The organism is Pseudomonas sp. XWY-1 (assembly GCF_002953115.1).
GTDB classification, from domain to species: Bacteria; Pseudomonadota; Gammaproteobacteria; order Pseudomonadales; family Pseudomonadaceae; genus Aquipseudomonas; species Aquipseudomonas alloputida.
Genome location: NZ_CP026332.1, coordinates 2,524,939 through 2,542,339, shown reverse-complemented (window position 1 = coordinate 2,542,339; position 17,401 = coordinate 2,524,939). Strand labels below are relative to the sequence as shown.

15 protein-coding genes are annotated in these 17,401 nt (G+C 61.6%); 11 read left to right on the top strand and 4 right to left on the bottom strand.

Annotated features, from left to right (window positions below):
- Positions 1–232: 232 nt before the first annotated feature.
- Positions 233–733 carry a thiol peroxidase gene (tpx, locus tag PRJ_RS11895; protein ID WP_104961478.1) on the bottom strand — a complete coding sequence of 167 codons (501 nt, stop codon included), beginning with the start codon at positions 731–733 and terminating at the stop codon, positions 233–235.
- A 300-nt stretch (positions 734–1,033) separates the two neighbouring features.
- On the opposite strand from tpx, the gene PRJ_RS11890 reads away from it, so the two are divergent.
- Positions 1,034–2,221 carry a Bcr/CflA family efflux MFS transporter gene (locus tag PRJ_RS11890; protein WP_104961477.1) on the top strand — a complete coding sequence of 396 codons (1,188 nt, stop codon included), beginning with the start codon at positions 1,034–1,036 and terminating at the stop codon, positions 2,219–2,221.
- A gap of 72 nt (positions 2,222–2,293) precedes the next feature.
- Here PRJ_RS11890 and PRJ_RS11885 read toward each other — a convergent pair whose 3' ends face one another.
- Entirely contained in the window at positions 2,294–3,574 is a 1,281-nt protein-coding gene (locus PRJ_RS11885; RefSeq protein WP_003247731.1) for a serine/threonine transporter, read from the bottom strand.
- A gap of 372 nt (positions 3,575–3,946) precedes the next feature.
- On the opposite strand from PRJ_RS11885, the gene PRJ_RS11875 reads away from it, so the two are divergent.
- Positions 3,947–5,301, top strand: a protein-coding gene (locus PRJ_RS11875; RefSeq protein WP_104960958.1) for an IS3 family transposase whose coding sequence is annotated in 2 segments (ribosomal slippage) — positions 3,947–4,420 and positions 4,423–5,301 — 1,353 coding nt in all. Because the reading frame shifts where the segments join, the coding sequence is not laid out codon by codon here.
- Between the two features lie 77 nt (positions 5,302–5,378).
- On the opposite strand, the gene PRJ_RS11870 is transcribed toward PRJ_RS11875, so the two are convergent.
- Both PRJ_RS11870 and PRJ_RS11865 read right to left on the bottom strand, forming a co-directional pair.
- Complete coding sequence (locus PRJ_RS11870; RefSeq protein WP_103462591.1) at positions 5,379–6,575, bottom strand: amino acid aminotransferase; 1,197 nt, start codon at positions 6,573–6,575, stop codon at positions 5,379–5,381.
- Positions 6,576–6,795: 220 nt separating this feature from the next.
- A complete protein-coding gene (locus PRJ_RS11865) occupies positions 6,796–7,821 on the bottom strand; it encodes an Ldh family oxidoreductase (protein WP_104961476.1) in 1,026 nt (341 codons plus the stop codon).
- 142 nt (positions 7,822–7,963) lie between these two features.
- Between PRJ_RS11865 and PRJ_RS11860 the strand changes: the two genes are divergently transcribed.
- The 9 genes from PRJ_RS11860 to PRJ_RS11815 all read left to right on the top strand — a co-directional run bounded on the left by PRJ_RS11860 (position 7,964) and on the right by PRJ_RS11815 (position 17,387).
- Positions 7,964–8,836: a MurR/RpiR family transcriptional regulator gene (locus PRJ_RS11860; protein ID WP_012052078.1), complete on the top strand. Its 873-nt coding sequence runs from the start codon at positions 7,964–7,966 to the stop codon at positions 8,834–8,836.
- A gap of 22 nt (positions 8,837–8,858) precedes the next feature.
- Entirely contained in the window at positions 8,859–9,611 is a 753-nt protein-coding gene (locus tag PRJ_RS11855) for a transporter substrate-binding domain-containing protein (protein WP_104961475.1), read from the top strand.
- Between the two features lie 103 nt (positions 9,612–9,714).
- Positions 9,715–10,434 (top strand): ABC transporter permease, encoded by a 720-nt coding sequence (locus PRJ_RS11850; protein ID WP_003247720.1) that lies wholly within the window; start codon positions 9,715–9,717, stop codon positions 10,432–10,434.
- The gene (locus PRJ_RS11845; RefSeq protein ID WP_003247716.1) at positions 10,431–11,141 is read left to right on the top strand and encodes an ABC transporter permease; all 711 of its coding nucleotides are present in this window, start codon (positions 10,431–10,433) and stop codon (positions 11,139–11,141) included. Before PRJ_RS11850 ends, PRJ_RS11845 begins: the two co-directional genes overlap by 4 nt.
- A gap of 16 nt (positions 11,142–11,157) precedes the next feature.
- Complete coding sequence (locus PRJ_RS11840; protein ID WP_010954442.1) at positions 11,158–12,402, top strand: FAD-binding oxidoreductase; 1,245 nt, start codon at positions 11,158–11,160, stop codon at positions 12,400–12,402.
- A gap of 22 nt (positions 12,403–12,424) precedes the next feature.
- Positions 12,425–13,207: an amino acid ABC transporter ATP-binding protein gene (locus tag PRJ_RS11835; RefSeq protein ID WP_104961474.1), complete on the top strand. Its 783-nt coding sequence runs from the start codon at positions 12,425–12,427 to the stop codon at positions 13,205–13,207.
- A 428-nt stretch (positions 13,208–13,635) separates the two neighbouring features.
- Entirely contained in the window at positions 13,636–14,445 is an 810-nt protein-coding gene (locus PRJ_RS11830; RefSeq protein ID WP_004575279.1) for a gamma-glutamyl-gamma-aminobutyrate hydrolase family protein, read from the top strand.
- Between the two features lie 561 nt (positions 14,446–15,006).
- Entirely contained in the window at positions 15,007–15,918 is a 912-nt protein-coding gene (gene kdgD, locus PRJ_RS11820; protein ID WP_104961473.1) for a 5-dehydro-4-deoxyglucarate dehydratase, read from the top strand.
- Positions 15,919–16,022: 104 nt separating this feature from the next.
- The gene (locus tag PRJ_RS11815) at positions 16,023–17,387 is read left to right on the top strand and encodes an MFS transporter (RefSeq protein WP_021781698.1); all 1,365 of its coding nucleotides are present in this window, start codon (positions 16,023–16,025) and stop codon (positions 17,385–17,387) included.
- Positions 17,388–17,401 lie beyond the last annotated feature (14 nt).

The following is a 17,401-nucleotide window of genomic DNA, read 5'->3' as shown; positions in this document are numbered from 1 at the left end:
GGCGGAATTTTAAATGAAAACGGCCCGGAACGTGTTCCGGGCCGTTACAGGGTGTTGCTTGGAGCGGTGGCGGGCCTGAAGGTTCGGTTGCCTGGTCTGGCCCTTTCGCGGGTGAACCCGCTCCTACGGGGATGTCACAGCCTTTGAAAACTGTGCCGCACGTTGTAGGAGCGGGTTTACCCGCGAAGAGGCCATCACAGGCTACAGACGCCCGCCCTGCCCCACGCAATCCTTACTTCAGTACAGCCAGCGCCGCGTCGTAGTTCGGCTCGTCAGCAATTTCGCCAACCAGTTCGCTGTGCAGCACCTTGTCGTTCTCGTCCAGCACCACCACGGCGCGGGCGGCCAGGCCGGCCAGCGGGCCGTCGGCGATGGCTACGCCGTAGTTTTCGAGGAACTCGCGGCCACGCAGGGTCGACAGGTTCTTCACGTTGTCCAGCCCTTCAGTGCCGCAGAAGCGTGCCTGGGCGAACGGCAGGTCAGCCGAGATGCACAGCACCACGGTGTTGGCGACGTCGTTGGCCTGGGCGTTGAACTTGCGCACCGAGGTGGCGCAGGTCGGGGTATCGACGCTTGGGAAGATATTCAGCACCTTGCGCTTGCCGGCGTAGTCTTTCAGCGACTTTTCAGCCAGGCCTTCACCTACCAGGGAGAAAGCCGGAGCCTGGGCGCCGGCCTGTGGCAGGTTGCCGTTGACCTGGACCGGGTTGCCTTTGAGAGTCACTTGAGCCATGACGAAATCCTTATGCGGGGTTTGAAAAGGACACTGAGTTAAGCATGAAGGCAGCCGGGTGCCTATGGGGGCAGGTGAAATTGTTCCATTGCCGGACGATTTTTGTGGACAAAAAATGCCAATAGCCGCGGTTATGGCCAGTTGCCTCACCGTTGCCGAACGCCCATCCCGGCCTCTCCATACAATTCCTACACCTCTATCGGAAGTTTCGCTACCAAGCTCACCTTGTACATCTTTAGCGTACTGATTTACTGGAGGACGAAAGCTATTTCTTGCAGTTCCAATCGAGGAGTTAATGGCATGAACCGCCTCACTGGTTCGCTTCGGCGCCACCTGTGCTCGACGTTGCTGATTTTGTTATGTCTGCTGGGTGTGTTTCCTCTGGACGTGATCCTCCCATCATTCCCTGCGCTCTCAGATGAGTTTCGGGTCGACACAAAACAGATTGCGTACTCAGTGAGCTTTTTTGCTGTTGGTGTGGCCATGGCGCAAATCGTGATCGGCCCACTGTCGGATGGCATCGGGCGCAAGCGTTTGTTGCTCGCTGGGTTGAGCGTATCCATTGTGGGGGCGCTCGGTTGCGTATTTTCAACTCATTATGAAACGTTCATGGCCTTTCGCTTGGTGCAGGCCCTGGGTTGCGGCAGCCTCGTGCTAGGCCAGGCGCTTGTGCAGGACCTCTACAGCGGTACACAACGCAATGCCATGCGCATCCTGTTAACAAGCGCGAGCGGGTTGTTCATCTCCCTGTCACCGCTGGCAGGTGCCTTTCTTCAACAGTCCTTTGGCTGGGAGGCCAGCTTTACGGTATTCGTGATCATCGCTGCAATCGTTTCACTTTTATCGTGTGTGCTGCTCCATGACACACCTGCGTCGCATGACCGGGCGCCAAGCATGTCCAGTTATCGGGTGATGCTGCGAGACACGGACTATCTCGCGCATTCCATGCTCTCCAGCCTCGCCTTTGCCTGCCATTTTTCCTTTATCGTCATAGCGCCCTTGCTGCTGATGGGCAGGCTGGAGCTGACGGCCTATCAATTCTCTCTGGTCTTTATCGGCTATGGGTTGGCATACATCGTCGGCGGCATGGCTGCGACCTACTTGAACAGTCGCGTAAGCCCGCAAGCTCAAATAAAAGCAGGCTTGCTGCTTATAAGTACCGCGGGCATCACCCTTTTGATGTGGGAATGGGTGGCAGGTTTATCTGTGCTGGGGGTTCTACTGCCGATGATTGTCTGTACCACCGGAACAACCCTGGTACGCCCCGCCGCAACGACCCAGGCTTTGGCGCGCTATCCGCGTCAGGCAGGTGCGGCAGCGTCGCTCAATACGACGTTGCTGTTCGCCGGTGCCGGTTTGACGAGCAGTGTGGTCGCAGGTTTGGAAAGCGAGCTACCGGCAGGCTTGGGCGTGCTGTTCGTGGTGGCCAGCCTGTGCGGAGGGTGGCTGCTTGCCTGCACCAAGGACGATGGAATGCAACGCTGCTGAAACCTTGATCAGGAAAAAAAAATGCCCGGGTGGCGACAAGCGACCCGGGCATTCTTGAATGAAACGGGTGAATCAGCTTACAAGGCCGTACACCACCGAAGTCAGCGCAACCAGGCCGACCACAACGACGAACACGTTGGAGGCCGCACCACTGTACTTGCGCATCGATGGCACACGGCGAATGGCGTACATCGGCATCAGGAACAACAGCACCGCGAGAATCGGGCCGCCGAGCGACTCGATCATGCCGAGAATGCTCGGGTTGAGCGTGGCGACGATCCAGCACACCACCAGCATCAGTGCGGCAACCACGCGGTCCAGGGCCTTGGCGCCTGGGCGCGCACCGGTCTTGGCGATGATGCCCTTCAGGCCTTCGCTGGCGCCGATGTAGTGGCCGAGGAACGACTTGGCGATGGCCACGAAGGCGATCAACGGCGCAGCGAACGCGATGGTCGGGTTGCTGAAGTGGTTGGCCAGGTACGACAGGATCGACAGGTTCTGCGCCTTGGCTTCGGCCAGCTGGGCGCTGCTCAGGGTGAGCACGCAGCTGAACACGAAGAACAGCACCATCACCACCATCAGCAGGTGGGCACGACGCAGGATCTGGCCGCTGCGCTCGTCGGCGTGCGCGCCGTAACGGCGCTTCTGATCGACGGCAAAGGCCGAAATGATCGGCGAATGGTTGAACGAGAACACCATCACCGGAATGGCCAGCCACAGGGTATGCAGGAAGGCCGAGGCCGGCGGCACCTCTGTGGCGCTGTCGAGAATGCCACCGGTCCAGTGCGGCACCAGGTACAGGCCCAGCAACGCCAGCGCAACGATGAACGGGTAGACCAGCAGGCTCATGACCTTGACCGTGGCCTGCTCCCCGCAGCGCACGATGGCCAGCAGACCGAGGATCAGCACGAATGACAGGATTGCCCGAGGCGGCGGCTGCATGTGCAGCTGGTGTTCCATGAAGCTGGACACGGTGTTGGTCAGCGCCACGCTGTAGATAAGCAGGATCGGGAAGATGGCGAAGAAGTACAGCACGGTGATCGAGGCACCGGCGGTGATGCCGAAATGCTCCTTGACCACTTCGGTGATGTCGCTGCCATCGCGCCCGGAAAGGACGAAACGGGTCAGCCCGCGATGGGCGAAATAGGTCATCGGGAAGGCCAGCACGGCCAGGATCAGCAGCGGCCAGAAGCCGCCAAGGCCGGCGTTGATCGGCAGGAACAGTGTCCCGGCGCCGATGGCTGTGCCGAACAGGCCCAGCATCCAGGTGGTGTCGTGACGCGCCCAGGTGCCGAGGGCGGCGGGGGTCGATTCTGCAAAGCGTTGTTCAACGCTTGGGGCCTGCTCATTCATTCCGGGTGAAGCTCCACTCGCAAGACTGCAACAGGCTGAGAATGGCGAAATAGACGTTTCGCCCAACTCAACCGGAAAAGAGGGGCGCGATTGTGCACGGAAAGGTTGCACTTGCGAAGCCCTTTTCCGAGGAGCGGTTGCACTTGTCTTTACAAGCGGAAGGCATTGCTGGTGTCGATCGATGGAATGTAGCGGCCTGTGGGGCCGCCTCTGGGGGCCGCCTGTGGGAGCGGCCTGTGGGAGCGGGCTTGCCCGCGAAGCCAACACCGTGGTGAATGGCACGGGCTTCGCCCGTGTTCGCGGGCAAGCCCGCTCCCACAGGGATGGACTGCCCCCAAGAAGTTGGACACCAATCCAACCCTTGGGGGATCTATGGGTAAGTACACCGAGCAATTCAAGCTCACAGCGATCACAGCCTACCTGGATGGCAGCAACGGTTTCCGAAAGGTGGCTCAACACTTAGGTATCGATTTCAGCCTGCTTCGACGCTGGGTGGCCAGTTATCAGGCCAATAATGGCATTGGTCCAGGCTCGCATGGGCGGCGCTATACCAGTGATTTCAAACAGCAGGTGCTTAGCTATATGCACGAGCATCGGCTTTCGCTGCGCCAGACCGCTGCCCACTTTGGTCTTGGGCAGTCCTCTCAGATAGGCATTTGGCAGCGGCAGTACTACAGTGGCAGTCCTGCACCCTCTACTGCCATCAAGCCAAGAAAGCCAATCGACGTGTCGAAGAAGATCAAGCCTGCCAAACCCACCGATACCAATGATGATCAGAAGTCTCGAGATCAGCTGATGGCTGAACTTGAGTACCTGCGCATGGAGAATGCTGTCCTAAAGGAGCTCAAGGCTCTGCGCGAGGAAAAGGAACGAACACGCGGGAAAAAGCCCTGATCGTTTCCAAACTCAAGCGCAGGTTTCCTTTGCCTGACCTCCTTCAGTTGGTCGAGCTGGCGCGCAGCACCTTCTACTACCAGCTCAAAGCTCAGCAGAAGCCAGACCGGCATGCTGAGCTCAAGGCATTGGTGCATCGCGTCTATCACGAGCAGAAACGGCTTTATGGTTATCGCCGTATCGCACTCGTAATCAGGAAGGAAAAGCGGGTGAACAAGAAGGTCATTGAACGGCTGATGGCTGAGCAGGGATTGAAATCAGTAGTGCGCCCCAAGAAATATCGCTCCTATCGAGGTACCGTCGGCAAAGTGGCAGCGAATGTACTGGAGCGAAATTTTGTCGCTCAACGCCCAAACCAGAAGTGGGTGACTGACGTAACCGAGTTCAAAGTAGCTCAACAGAAGCTCTATCTGTCGCCCGTGATGGATTTGTACAACGGCGAAATCGTGGCCTACGAAATGGCCAGTCGCCCGTGCTATAGCCTGGTTGGGAACATGCTTGGCAAAGCGCTCGATTGCCTGGGAGAGAAACCGAAGCTCGTGTTGCATTCGGATCAGGGATGGCATTACCAGCAGGCGCAATACCGCCGTAAGCTAAGCGAATGCGGGATAAAGCAGAGCATGTCTCGAAAAGGCAATTGCCTGGACAACGCGGCCATGGAAAGCTTCTTCGGCACGCTCAAATCTGAGTTTTTCTACCTGAAGCGTTTCGAGAGCATTGATGAGCTGAGAGCGGGTCTGGATGAGTACATTCACTACTACAACCATGATCGCATCAAGCTGAGGCTCAATGGCCTGAGCCCTGTGGAGTACAGGGCTCAGGCTGCAGCTTAAAACTGTCCAACTTTTGGGGGGCAGTCCAAAGTCCAACCGCGCCCCACAGGAGGGGCCGCAGTTGGCCCGTTGGCGAGTTACTTCTGAACGGCAGCGAACGCTTCGGCAACCCGTTGCAGGTTGGCCGGGCGCAGGCCGGACATGCACACACGGCCGCTGTCGATCAGGTACACGCCGAACTCGTCACGCAGGCGACGTACCTGCTCGACGCTGAAGCCGGTGTAGCTGAACATGCCGCGCTGGCGCAGGAAGAACTGGAAGTCCTGGCCCGGCAGCAGCACGGCCAGGGCATCGACCAGCGCCTGGCGCATGTCGAGGATACGCTTGCGCATGACTTCGACCTCTTCGGCCCACTGGGCATTCAGGCCAGCATCGCTCAGTACGCCGGCAACCAGCTGGGCGCCGAAGTTGGGCGGGCTGGAGTAGTTGCGGCGCACGGTGGCCTTCAGCTGGCCAAGCACGCTCTGGGCAGTGGCCTCGTCATCGCACACCACCGACAGGCCGCCCACCCGCTCGCCATATAGCGAGAAGATTTTCGAGAAGGAGTTGCTCACCAGGCACGGAACGCCGGCACGGGCCATTTCGCGGATGGCGTAGGCGTCTTCTACCAAGCCTTCGGCGAAGCCTTGATAAGCGATGTCGAGGAACGGGATCAGCTGGCGCGCCTTGACCACTTCGACTACTTGTTGCCACTGGTGCTGCTCTAGATCGGCACCAGTAGGGTTGTGGCAGCACGGGTGCAGCAGCACCACGCTGTTGGCCGGCAGGCTCTGCAAGGTGGCCAGCATGCCGTCGAAGTCCACGCCACGGGTGGCCTGGTCGAAGTACGGGTAGGTGTGCACCTTGAAGCCTGCACCCTCGAAGATGGCGCGATGGTTGTCCCAGGTCGGGTTGCTGACCCAGACTTCGGACTGCGGGAAGTAGCGCTTGAGGAAGTCGGCACCGACCTTCAGGGCGCCGGAGCCACCCACGGTCTGTACGGTGGCCACACGGCCGCCGGTCACGGCCGGGTGATCAGCACCGAACAGCAGCGCCTGGATGGCTTGGCGGTAGCTGGCCAGGCCTTCCATCGGCAGGTACAGGGAGGCTTCGTGGTCCTGACCGGCAATGCGTTTTTCCACCGCATCCACCGCCGCCAGTTGCGGCACCACGCCGGCCTCATCGTAGTACAGGCCAATACTCAGGTTGACCTTGTCGGCGCGCGGGTCGGCCTTGAAGGTTTCCATCAACGAGAGGATCGGGTCGCCGGCATAGGCATCGACATGTTTGAACACAGCGTGCAGCTCCTTGGATCAGGACGGTACGGAAAGTCAGTGTTGAGCATACCCGGAGTGCGGGTTCAGGAACATCCACTATTGTGCAAGGTTGTCTATGCAACATTGCATGGCTGGAAATTCGTGCTGGATTCTTCGCGGGTAAACCCGCTCCTACGGGTTCAGCGCACAGCCTGGGAACAGCTCAGGCACCTGTGGGTTTACCCGCGAAGAGACCAGGTCATCCAAGCAGCTCTTTCAGGCCTTGCAGCTCCTGCTCGGTCACCGCCACCCCCTCCTCCTCGGCCACCTCGCGCTCACGATAGCGCCGCTCGCCCGGCATGCGCGTCAGCCCCACCGCTTGCATGTGCTCCACCAGCTCGCGGCTGCGCTGGGCAAACCGCTGGCCTTCGGCCTTGCCCGGGTCGATGACGATGATCAACTGCCCGGTCCATGGCGTTTTCGCCCCCGGATGCCCGGACCAATCGAACTCCCAGGAGAAATGACCGCCGGTCAGCGCCGCCGCCAGCAGCTCGACCATCATCGACAACGCCGAGCCCTTGTGCCCGCCAAATGGCAGCAAGGCCCCGCCTTCCAGGATCGCCTTCGGGTCGGTAGTCGGCTGGCCATCGGCATCTACCCCCATGCCCTCCGGCAATTGCTGGCCAGCACGTGCGGCAATCTGCACATCGCCATGGGCCATGGCACTGGTGGCCATGTCGAAAACGATCGGGTCATGCTCGGCGCAAGGCGCAGCGAAAGCGATGGGGTTGGTACCGAACAGCGGCTTGCGTGCACCATGCGGCACCACGCAGGTCATGCTGTTGACCACGCTGAGGGCTACCAGGCCCTCTTCGGCGAACGGCTCGACATCCGGCCACAACGCAGCGAAATGGTGCGAGTTGTGGATCGCCAGCACGGCAATGCCTGCGCTGCGCGCCTTCGCCACCAACAGCTCACGGGCGGCCGCCAGTGCCGGCTGGGCAAAACCGCCCGCAGCATCGACACGCACATAGCCGGCGGCCACGTCGCTGACCTGTGGCGTGGCCTGGCCATCGACCCAGCCGCTGGCCAAGGTCGAAACATAACCGGGCATGCGGAACACCCCATGGCTATGGGCGCCATCCCGCTGGGCGCTGGCGCAGTTGTGGGCCAGCACCCGGGCCACGGCCTCGCTGCACCCATGGCGCTGGAAAATGGCCTGCAACAGGCTTTGCAGCTCGGTAAAAGGCACGCGCACAACGGTGCTGGTGGAAGGTGCGGACATCTGAAGCTCCTTGTTGATTTTGGAATGGCTACAGCGTTGCAACGACAAAAACTTTCCTTCATGTGACAGCAATCTGTCAAATGTTGACTTGATGACAGAAAACATTCATTTTCTTCCCAAGCCTCACCCCTGGAGCCGCAGCATGAGCCAACTGATCAAGCAACGCCTGGAAAACAGCCTCGAAGGGGCCGCTGCCTCGGGTCGCAAGATCGCCACCTACATGCTTGCCAACCTGCACGAACTGCCGTTCCAGACCTCGGCCAGCATTGCCGCCAAGCTGGGCGTCAGCGAATCCAGCGTCGGGCGCTACTGTCGCTCACTGGGTTATGCCCACCTCAAGGCGCTTAAGCAAGACCTGCAGAACGATCTGGGCGATGGCCCGTGGCTGGTGGGTGATCGCCTGCAAGATTACCGCCAGAACCAGGACGCCAGCGACAACGCCGGCAGCCTGGAGCTGGAAATCGCCGCCCTGGTGCGCGTACACGAATACCGTCAAAGCCCCGCCTGGCACAACGTGGCGCAACGCCTGGCGAGCAAACCGCGGGTGTTCATCGCCGGCTTCCAGACCGAGCGCGGCATCGCCATGTGCATGAGTCACCTGCTGCAATACCTGCGCGATGGTGTGCAACTGGTCGACATCAGCGCCGGGCACTTCGGTGAAGTGCTGCTGGGCCGCGCCGAAGACAGCGCCCTGGTGGTGTTCGAGGCGCGCCGTTATTCCCGCCATGCCCTGATGCTGTGCCAGAAGGCTCGCGAGGCTGGCATTGCGGTCACCCTGGTGACCGACACCTTCTGTGACTGGGCGGATGCCAATGCCGACGAGGTGTTCCGCATCCCCACCGAGTTCAACCTGTTCTGGGAATCCACCTCGACGATGCTGTCGTGGGTGCATCTGATGGTCAACGAGGTCTGCAAGAAGCTCGGACCGGATGTTGAAAAACGCTTGGAAGCAACTGCCGCTCTACATAACGAATTCGTCGGCTACACCTCGTGGTCGACGGGCAAACAACAATAGCAAGAGTGCAATGAGGTGCGAGATGAACAAGTCCATGGCCTTGCTGGGTGCGTGCGCCCTGCTGCTGGCGGGTGCCGCCAGCGCTGAAACCCTGCGGTTCGCCACCGAGGGTGCCTACCCGCCGTTCAACTATGTAGACGCCGATAACAAGCTGCACGGCTTCGATGTCGACATCACCCATGCCCTGTGCGAACAGATGAAAGTCGAATGCACGCTGGTGGCCCAGGACTGGGAAGGCATCATCCCCGCCCTGATGGCGCGCAAGTATGACGCGGTAGTGGCGTCGATGATCGACACCGAAGAGCGGCGCAAGAAGATCGCCTTCACCGACCGCTACTACCGCACGCCCCTGACCGTGGCAGTTGCCAAGGACAGCAAGATCGACAGCGCCCAGACCGACTTTGTCGGCTACACCGTCGGTGCGCAGTCTTCCTCTACCCAGGCCATCTACGCCGAAGACGTGTACGGCAAGGCCGGTGCCGACGTGAAACTGTACCCGACCATGGACGAAGCCAACGCAGACCTGGCGGCCGGCCGCCTGGACGGCGTGATTGCTGACAAATTCCCGCTGCACGAGTGGATGAACAAGAACGGCGGGGATTGCTGCAAGATCCTTGGCGACGTGGCGGACACCAAGGCCGATGCCGCCATCGCTGTGCGCAAGGACGACGAAGCCCTGCGCCAGCGCCTGAATACCGCGCTGCAACAGATTGTGGCCAACGGCACCTACCAGAAGATCGCCAGCAAATATTTCGCTTTCGATATCTACAACTGATCTTCAGGAAGTTGTGCGAATGCCCAGTGGGGGCGGCCTTGCGTCGCGACAGGGCCGCAAGGCCGCTCCCCCAAGGCCGCATAACCTGCCCAAGAGGTTCGTCATGCTCGATCAATTGTCCTTGCTGTCTTTCGCCAGCGGAGGCTGGGGCCAGGCGTTGCTGGCCGGCGCGCTGGTTACCGTTTCCCTGGCCTTGGCCTGCCTGCCCATCGGCCTGCCACTGGGCCTGGTGGTCGCGCTGGCGGCGCGCTCGCGCAAACGCCTGCCACGGGCCTGGGCCACCACTTTTTCCACCGTCTTCCGCGGCCTGCCCGAACTGCTGACGTTGCTGATCATCTATTACGGCTGCCAGATCGCCGCGCAGAAGATCCTCGCCGCCATGGGCTACCAGGGTGAGTTCCTCATCAACACCTTCCTCGCCGCGATGATCGCCTTCAGCCTGGTGTTCGCCGCGTTTTCCAGCGAGATCTGGCTGGCCGCCTTCAAGACCCTGCCCAAGGGCCAGCTGGAAGCCTGCTCGGCGCTTGGGCTTAGCAAGCGCACCGGCTTCTTCAAGGTGCTGCTGCCGCAACTGACCCGCATCGCCCTGCCCGGCTTGTCCAACAACTGGCTGTCGCTGCTCAAGGACACCTCGCTGGTGTCGACCATCTCGCTGGTCGACCTGATGCGCCAGACCAACCTGGCAGTCAGCGTAACCAAGGAACCGATGTTCTTCTACGGCGTCGCCTGCCTGGGCTACCTGCTGTTCGCGGCACTGTCCGGGCGCGTGTTCGCCTACATCGAACGGCGCAGCAACCGCCACCTGCAAGGAGCACGCGCATGAGCTTCGATCAACTGCTGGCAATGGTGCTCGACCCCGACCTGCTGGAGCGCTATGGCCCGCGCTTCATCGACGGCCTGCTGGTAACCGCCAAGCTGGTGGCGATTTCCTTCAGCCTGGGTGCTGTGCTCGGTCTTCTGCTGGCCCTTGCACGCCTGTCTCGCAGCCTGGTGCTGCAGCGCATGGCTGCCGGCTACGTGTACTTCTTCCGCGGCTCGCCGCTGCTGGCGCAATTGTTCCTGCTGTATTACGGCCTGGGTTCGCTCAAGGGTTTCTGGCAGGACGTCGGCCTGTGGTGGTTCTTCCGGGATGCGTGGTTTTGCACCTTGCTGGCGTTCACCCTGAACACCGCCGCCTATCAGGCCGAGATCTTCCGCGGCAGCCTGATGGCGGTTGCGCCTGGCCAGCATGAAGCGGCGCGGGCGCTGAACCTGAAGCGCTCGACCACCTTCTTCAAGGTGATATTGCCGCAGTCGCTGCTGGTGGCCATTGGCCCGCTGGGCAACGAACTGATCCTGATGATCAAGGCCAGCGCGATCGCCTCGCTGGTGACGATCTACGACCTGATGGGCGTGACCAAACTGGCCTTCTCGCGCAGTTTCGACTTCCAGATCTACCTGTGGGCCGCTGTGCTCTACCTGGTGATCGTCGAACTGGTGCGGCGCCTGCTGAAACACCTGGAGGCCCGCCTGGGCCGCCACCTGAACTGACCGAAGGATACGTTTCATGCATTGCCAGACCCTTGTCCTCGGCGCCGGCATCGTCGGCGTCAGCACCGCGCTGCACCTGCAGGCACGCGGGCGCCAGGTAATTCTGATCGACCGCGACGAACCGGGCAGTGGCACCAGCCACGGTAACGCCGGGCTGATCGAGCGTTCCAGTGTCATCCCCTATGCCTTCCCGCGGCAACTGAGCGCACTGCTGCGCTACGGCCTGAACCGCCAGCCCGATGTGCGCTACAGCCTGGCGCACTTGCCCAAGGCCGCACCGTGGCTGTGGCGTTACTGGCGCCAGTCGGCACCCGGGCGCCTGGCCGGCGCCGCCGCCGATATGTTGCCGCTGGTGCAGCGCTGTGTCGACGAGCATGACGCGCTGATCGCTGCCGCTGGCCTGGAAGGCCTGGTGCAAGCCAAAGGCTGGATCGAAGTGTTCCGCGACCCCGCGCTGTTCGAGCAGGCAAAAACCGATGCCAAGGGCCTGAGCCGCTACGGCTTGCGCTTCGAAATCCTTGAATGCGGGCAGCTGCAGGCACGTGAACATCAGCTGGACGCCACCGTGGTCGGCGGCATCCACTGGCTCGATCCGAAAACCGTGAACAACCCCGGCGCGCTCACCCGTGGCTATGCGGCGTTGTTCCTGCAACGCGGCGGGCAGTTCGTGCATGGCGATGCGCGCAGCCTGCGCCAGGCCAATGGCCAATGGCGGGTAGAGAGCCGTCGCGGCCCGATCACTGCCGACGAGGTGGTGGCCTGCCTTGGGCCTCAGTCAGCCGACCTGTTCAGCGGCCTGGGCTACCAGATCCCGCTGGCCATCAAGCGGGGCTACCACATGCACTACAGCACCCGTGACGGCGCTCAGCTGGAGCACTCGATCTGCGACACCCAAGGCGGCTATGTACTGGCGCCGATGGCGCGCGGCGTGCGCCTGACCACCGGCATCGAGTTCGACGCAGCCAGTGCACCTGGCAATCAGATTCAGCTGGGCCGCTGCGAGGCCTTGGCGCGCAAGCTGTTCCCGGCCCTCGGCGATCGTCTGGACGACACGCCATGGCTGGGCCGCCGCCCCTGCCTGCCCGACATGCGCCCAGTGATCGGGCCGGCGCCGCGCCACCCAGGGCTGTGGTTCAACTTCGGCCATGCCCATCACGGCCTCACGCTGGGCCCGGTCTGCGGCCGGCTGCTGGCCGAGCTGCTCACTGGCGAGCCCCCCTTCACCGACCCCGCGCCTTACAGCGCGACCCGTTTCGACTGAACCCACGCGGGAGAACAACAAGATGACCGCACCACTGAGCCTTGCCACCCTTGCCCCCGAACCCGACCCGCGTCCGGTGCTGATTCGCATCGAAGGCCTGAACAAGCACTATGGCGCGTTCCACGTGCTGCGCGACATCGACCTGCAGGTGCGCGAAGGCGAACGCATCGTACTGTGCGGGCCGTCCGGCTCGGGCAAGTCGACCCTGATCCGCTGCATCAACCGCCTGGAAGTCGCCCAGCAGGGCAGCATCCAGGTAGACGGCATCGACCTGGCGGCCACCACACGCGAGGCGGCACAGGTGCGCAGCGACATCGGCATGGTGTTCCAGCACTTCAACCTGTTCCCGCACATGAGCGTGCTCGACAACTGCCTGCTGGCCCCCACCAGCGTGCGCGGGCTGTCACGCAAGGACGCCGAGGAGCGGGCACGCATGTACCTGAGCAAAGTCGGCATCGAAAGCCAGGCGCACAAGTACCCCAGCCAGCTGTCCGGCGGCCAGCAGCAGCGCGTGGCAATCGCCCGGGCGCTGTGCATGAAACCGCGGATCATGCTGTTCGACGAGCCCACTTCGGCGCTGGACCCGGAAATGGTCGCCGAGGTGCTGGATGTGCTGGTGCAGTTGGCTGGCACGGGCATGACCATGCTGTGCGTCACCCATGAAATGGGCTTTGCCCGGCAGGTAGCCGAGCGGGTGCTGTTCCTTGAGGGTGGGCAGATCATCGAGGACAGCCCGCCGCAGGTGTTCTTCAACCAGCCGTGCACCGAGCGGGCCAAGGCGTTCCTGGCGCAGATCCTGCACTGATTGAAAGCCTGTCACTGTGGGAGCGGGTTTACCCGCGAAGAAGACACCGCCGTGGATGGCACGGGCTTCGCCCGTGTTCGCGGGCAAGCCCGCTCCCACAGTGACCGAGGTTACTTCAAGTTACCTAATCATTGCGCCGCTGCAATGACCCAACTGCATCGTTAAATATTATTGACCGCAGACCCTGCCAAACCCACGCCACCACAGGCCCGCATCGGTTTCAGCCCCCAGAAAACGGCGTATCCCCCGCGTTAAAGCCCGCTTCCGTCGTTTGACATATCGAACGGCTCTGGCAAGCTATCTACAAGCCCCGACCGGAATCGTCGCCTCTGACGAGCCGGCAGTGCTCGGGGCTACAGGCAGCACCCAAGGCCCCGCGCCGTGCGCCTGCACAACAACGACAGGTCGAACCTGTCCCAAGGTGACATATGTCCAACAGCAACATTGGCAACAAGCAACCTTCCCTGCGCAAACCCGTCGTCCTGATGACCATGGGCAGCCAAGAGCGCAAAGGCCACGACTACCAGGTCATGACCCACAAATACATTACCCCGCTGGTCGAGTTCTCCGATTGCGTCCCGGTGTTGGTGCCTACCTGCTGCGGCACTGACGACCTCGAGACCTACCTGGACATGGCCGACGGCGTTTACCTGACTGGCGCTGGCAGCAACATCGACCCGGCCCTGTATGGCCAGGAAAACCAGACCCCAGGCAAAGGCCAGGACCAGAACCGCGACCTGTTCGACATTCCGCTGGTCAAGGCGGCAATCAAGCGTGGCCTGCCCATCTTCGGCATCTGCCGTGGCATGCAGGAAATCAACGTGGCCCTGGGTGGCGACATTTACCAGAAGGTGTATGCCGAACCTGGGTTCAATGACCACCGGGAAAACCCGGAAGACCCGGTCGAAGTGCAGTACGCCCAGGTGCATGGGGTGAAGATCCAGCCGGGCAGCTGGCTGCACGACACCCTGGGTACCGATGAGATTCGCGTCAACTCGCTGCATGGCCAAGGCCTGCACAAGCTCGGCGCCGGTATTGAAGCGATCGCCCGTGCCGAAGATGGCCTGGTCGAAGCGATTCACGCGCCAAGCATTTCGCCGTTCCTGTTCGCGGTGCAGTGGCACCCTGAATGGCAAGCGGCGAAGAACCCTGATTCGATAAAGATCTTCCAGGCTTTCGGCGATGCTTGCCGGGCCCAGGTACGCAAGGCGCAAATCAAGCGCCAGCACGCGGCCTGACCTTCAGTTTCCTCTGCTTTGATCGCGGGGCGGCGCAAGGCCGCCCCCGTTTCCCCGGCCACCCTCTGCTGGTCCCAGAACTCTTCCCGTGGAATCGGGCGGCGGGCTTGTGCCTGTCTCCGCGATCGTTTTTTCCTTTCCCCTCAAGAGATACGATGACTGCTATGTGTTTGTCGTCGTACCTGCTGCGCCTGTGAAATCGAGCGCCGCCCGCGCGGCGCTTCGCGGGTAAACCCGCTCCGTTTGTTTCGGGCCAGTATCGTCTGTGTCAGACGCGCGCGACTGCCTTGTTTGTACGACACGATATCGAGGCATGCGCCAAGGCGTCCGCGCGCAAATGCCACAGGCATAACTGGCCCGAAACAGACGTAGGAGCGGGTTTACCCGCGAAGCGCCGCGCGGGCGGCGCTCGATCTGCGCCACAACACACATATCCAGACAACCACCCTGGCGAGAACACAAAATTCTGAAAAAGGACTAGTCATCACGCAGGTTGTACGATAACTTACCTCCAACGAAAAGCCACACCCCTCACCCAAGCGCCACAGGATGCCAACAACAATGAATCCACAAGAACTCAAATCCATCCTCTCCCACGGCCTGCTGTCTTTCCCGGTCACCGACTTCAATGCCCAGGGCGACTTCAACCCGGCTGGCTACATCAAGCGCCTTGAGTGGCTGGCCCCCTACGGCGCCAGCGCGCTGTTCGCCGCTGGCGGTACCGGTGAATTCTTCTCCCTGGCCGCCAGCGAATACAGCCAGGTGATCAAGACCGCGGTCGACACCTGCGCCACTTCGGTACCGATCCTCGCCGGTGTCGGTGGTTCCACCCGTCAGGCCATCGAATACGCGCAAGAAGCCGAGCGCCTGGGTGCCAAAGGCCTGCTGTTGCTGCCGCACTACCTGACCGAAGCCAGCCAGGACGGCGTCGCCGCCCACGTCGAAGCGGTGTGCAAATCGGTAAACATCGGTGTGGTGGTGTACAACCGCAACGTCTGCCGCCTGAACGCCGACCTGCTGGAAAAACTGGCCGAGCGCTGCCCGAACCTGATTGGCTACAAGGACGGCCTGGGTGATATCGAGCTGATGGTGTCGATCCGTCGTCGCCTGGGCGAGCGCTTCAGCTACCTGGGTGGCCTGCCGACCGCCGAAGTGTATGCCGCCGCCTACAAGGCCCTGGGCGTACCGGTGTACTCCTCCGCGGTGTTCAACTTCGTGCCGAAAACCGCCATGGACTTCTACAACGCCATCGCCCGTGACGACCACGCCACCGTGGCCAAGCTGATCGACGATTTCTTCCTGCCGTACCTGGACATCCGCAACCGCAAGGCCGGCTACGCCGTGAGCATCGTCAAGGCTGGCGCCAGAATTGCCGGTTACGACGCCGGCCCGGTGCGTACTCCGCTGACCGACCTCACCGCCGACGAGTACGAAATGCTCGCCGCGCTGATGGACAAGATGGGCCCGCAGTAAGCGCTGCCCGCGGCCTGCCAGATGCCGCGCCCGGAGTGGGCCTGCCCCACTCCGGTTACAATTCGTGAGCCCGCACAAAAATAACTAGTGGGAGTATTGCCAGCATGCAAGCGACTAAGAAAACGCATGTGCGCTACCTGATCCTGTTCATGCTGTTTCTGGTGACCACGATCAACTATGCCGACCGCGCGACCATTGCTATCGCAGGCTCCAGCCTGCAGAAAGACCTCGGCATTGACGCCGTAACCCTCGGTTATATCTTTTCCGCCTTCGGATGGGCTTACGTGGCTGGCCAGATTCCTGGTGGCTGGCTGCTCGATCGCTTCGGTTCCAAGAACGTCTACGCCTTCAGCATCTTCACCTGGTCGCTGTTCACCCTGCTGCAAGGTTTTGTCGGTGGCCTGCCGGTTGCCTGGGCCGTGGTCACCCTCTTCACCCTGCGCTTCCTGGTCGGTTTCGCCGAAGCCCCGTCATTCCCGGGTAACGCGCGCATCGTCGCCGCATGGTTCCCGACCCAGGAACGCGGCACGGCGTCGGCCATCTTCAACTCGGCGCAGTATTTCGCCACTGCACTGTTCGCCCCGATCATGGGCTGGATCGTGTTCAGCTTCGGCTGGGAGCACGTGTTCGTGGTCATGGGTGTGCTGGGCATCATCTTCTCGATGGTGTGGCTGAAGACCATCTACAACCCGCGCCAACACCCGCGCATCAGCCCAAGCGAACTTGAGCACATCGAGCAGAACGGCGGCCTGGTCGACATGGACCAGAAGCGCGGCAGCGACGGCCCGAAATGGGGTTACATCAAGCAGTTGCTGACCAGCCGCATGCTGCTGGGCGTATACCTGGGCCAGTACTGCATCAACGCCATCACCTACTTCTTCCTCACCTGGTTCCCGGTGTACCTGGTGCAGGAACGTGGCATGACCATTCTCAAGGCCGGCTTCATCGCCTCGCTGCCGGCGGTGTGTGGTTTTATCGGCGGCGTCCTGGGTGGCGTGATCTCCGACTGGCTGCTGCGCCGCGGCAACTCGCTGACCTTCTCGCGCAAACTGCCGATCGTCTGTGGCCTGCTGCTGTCCACCACCATGGTGTTCTGCAACTACGTCGATGCCGAGTGGATGGTGGTTGGCTTCATGACGCTGGCGTTTTTCGGCAAGGGCATCGGCGCACTGGGCTGGGCGGTGGTGGCGGACACTTCACCCAAGCAGATCGCCGGGCTGTCCGGTGGCCTGTTCAACACCTTCGGCAACATCGCGTCGATCACCACCCCTATCGTGATCGGCTACATCATCAGCGCGACCGGCTCGTTCAAGTGGGCGCTTGTGTACGTGGGTGCCAACGCGCTGGTAGCGGTATTCAGCTATCTGGTTATCGTCGGCCCCATCAAGCGTATCGAATTGCGTGATGCTGCCCCAAAGCCACACGCTGAGCCTGCCACCGACGGCGAACTGGCCAGCTCCCGTCACTGAAAAAACACGCCCGC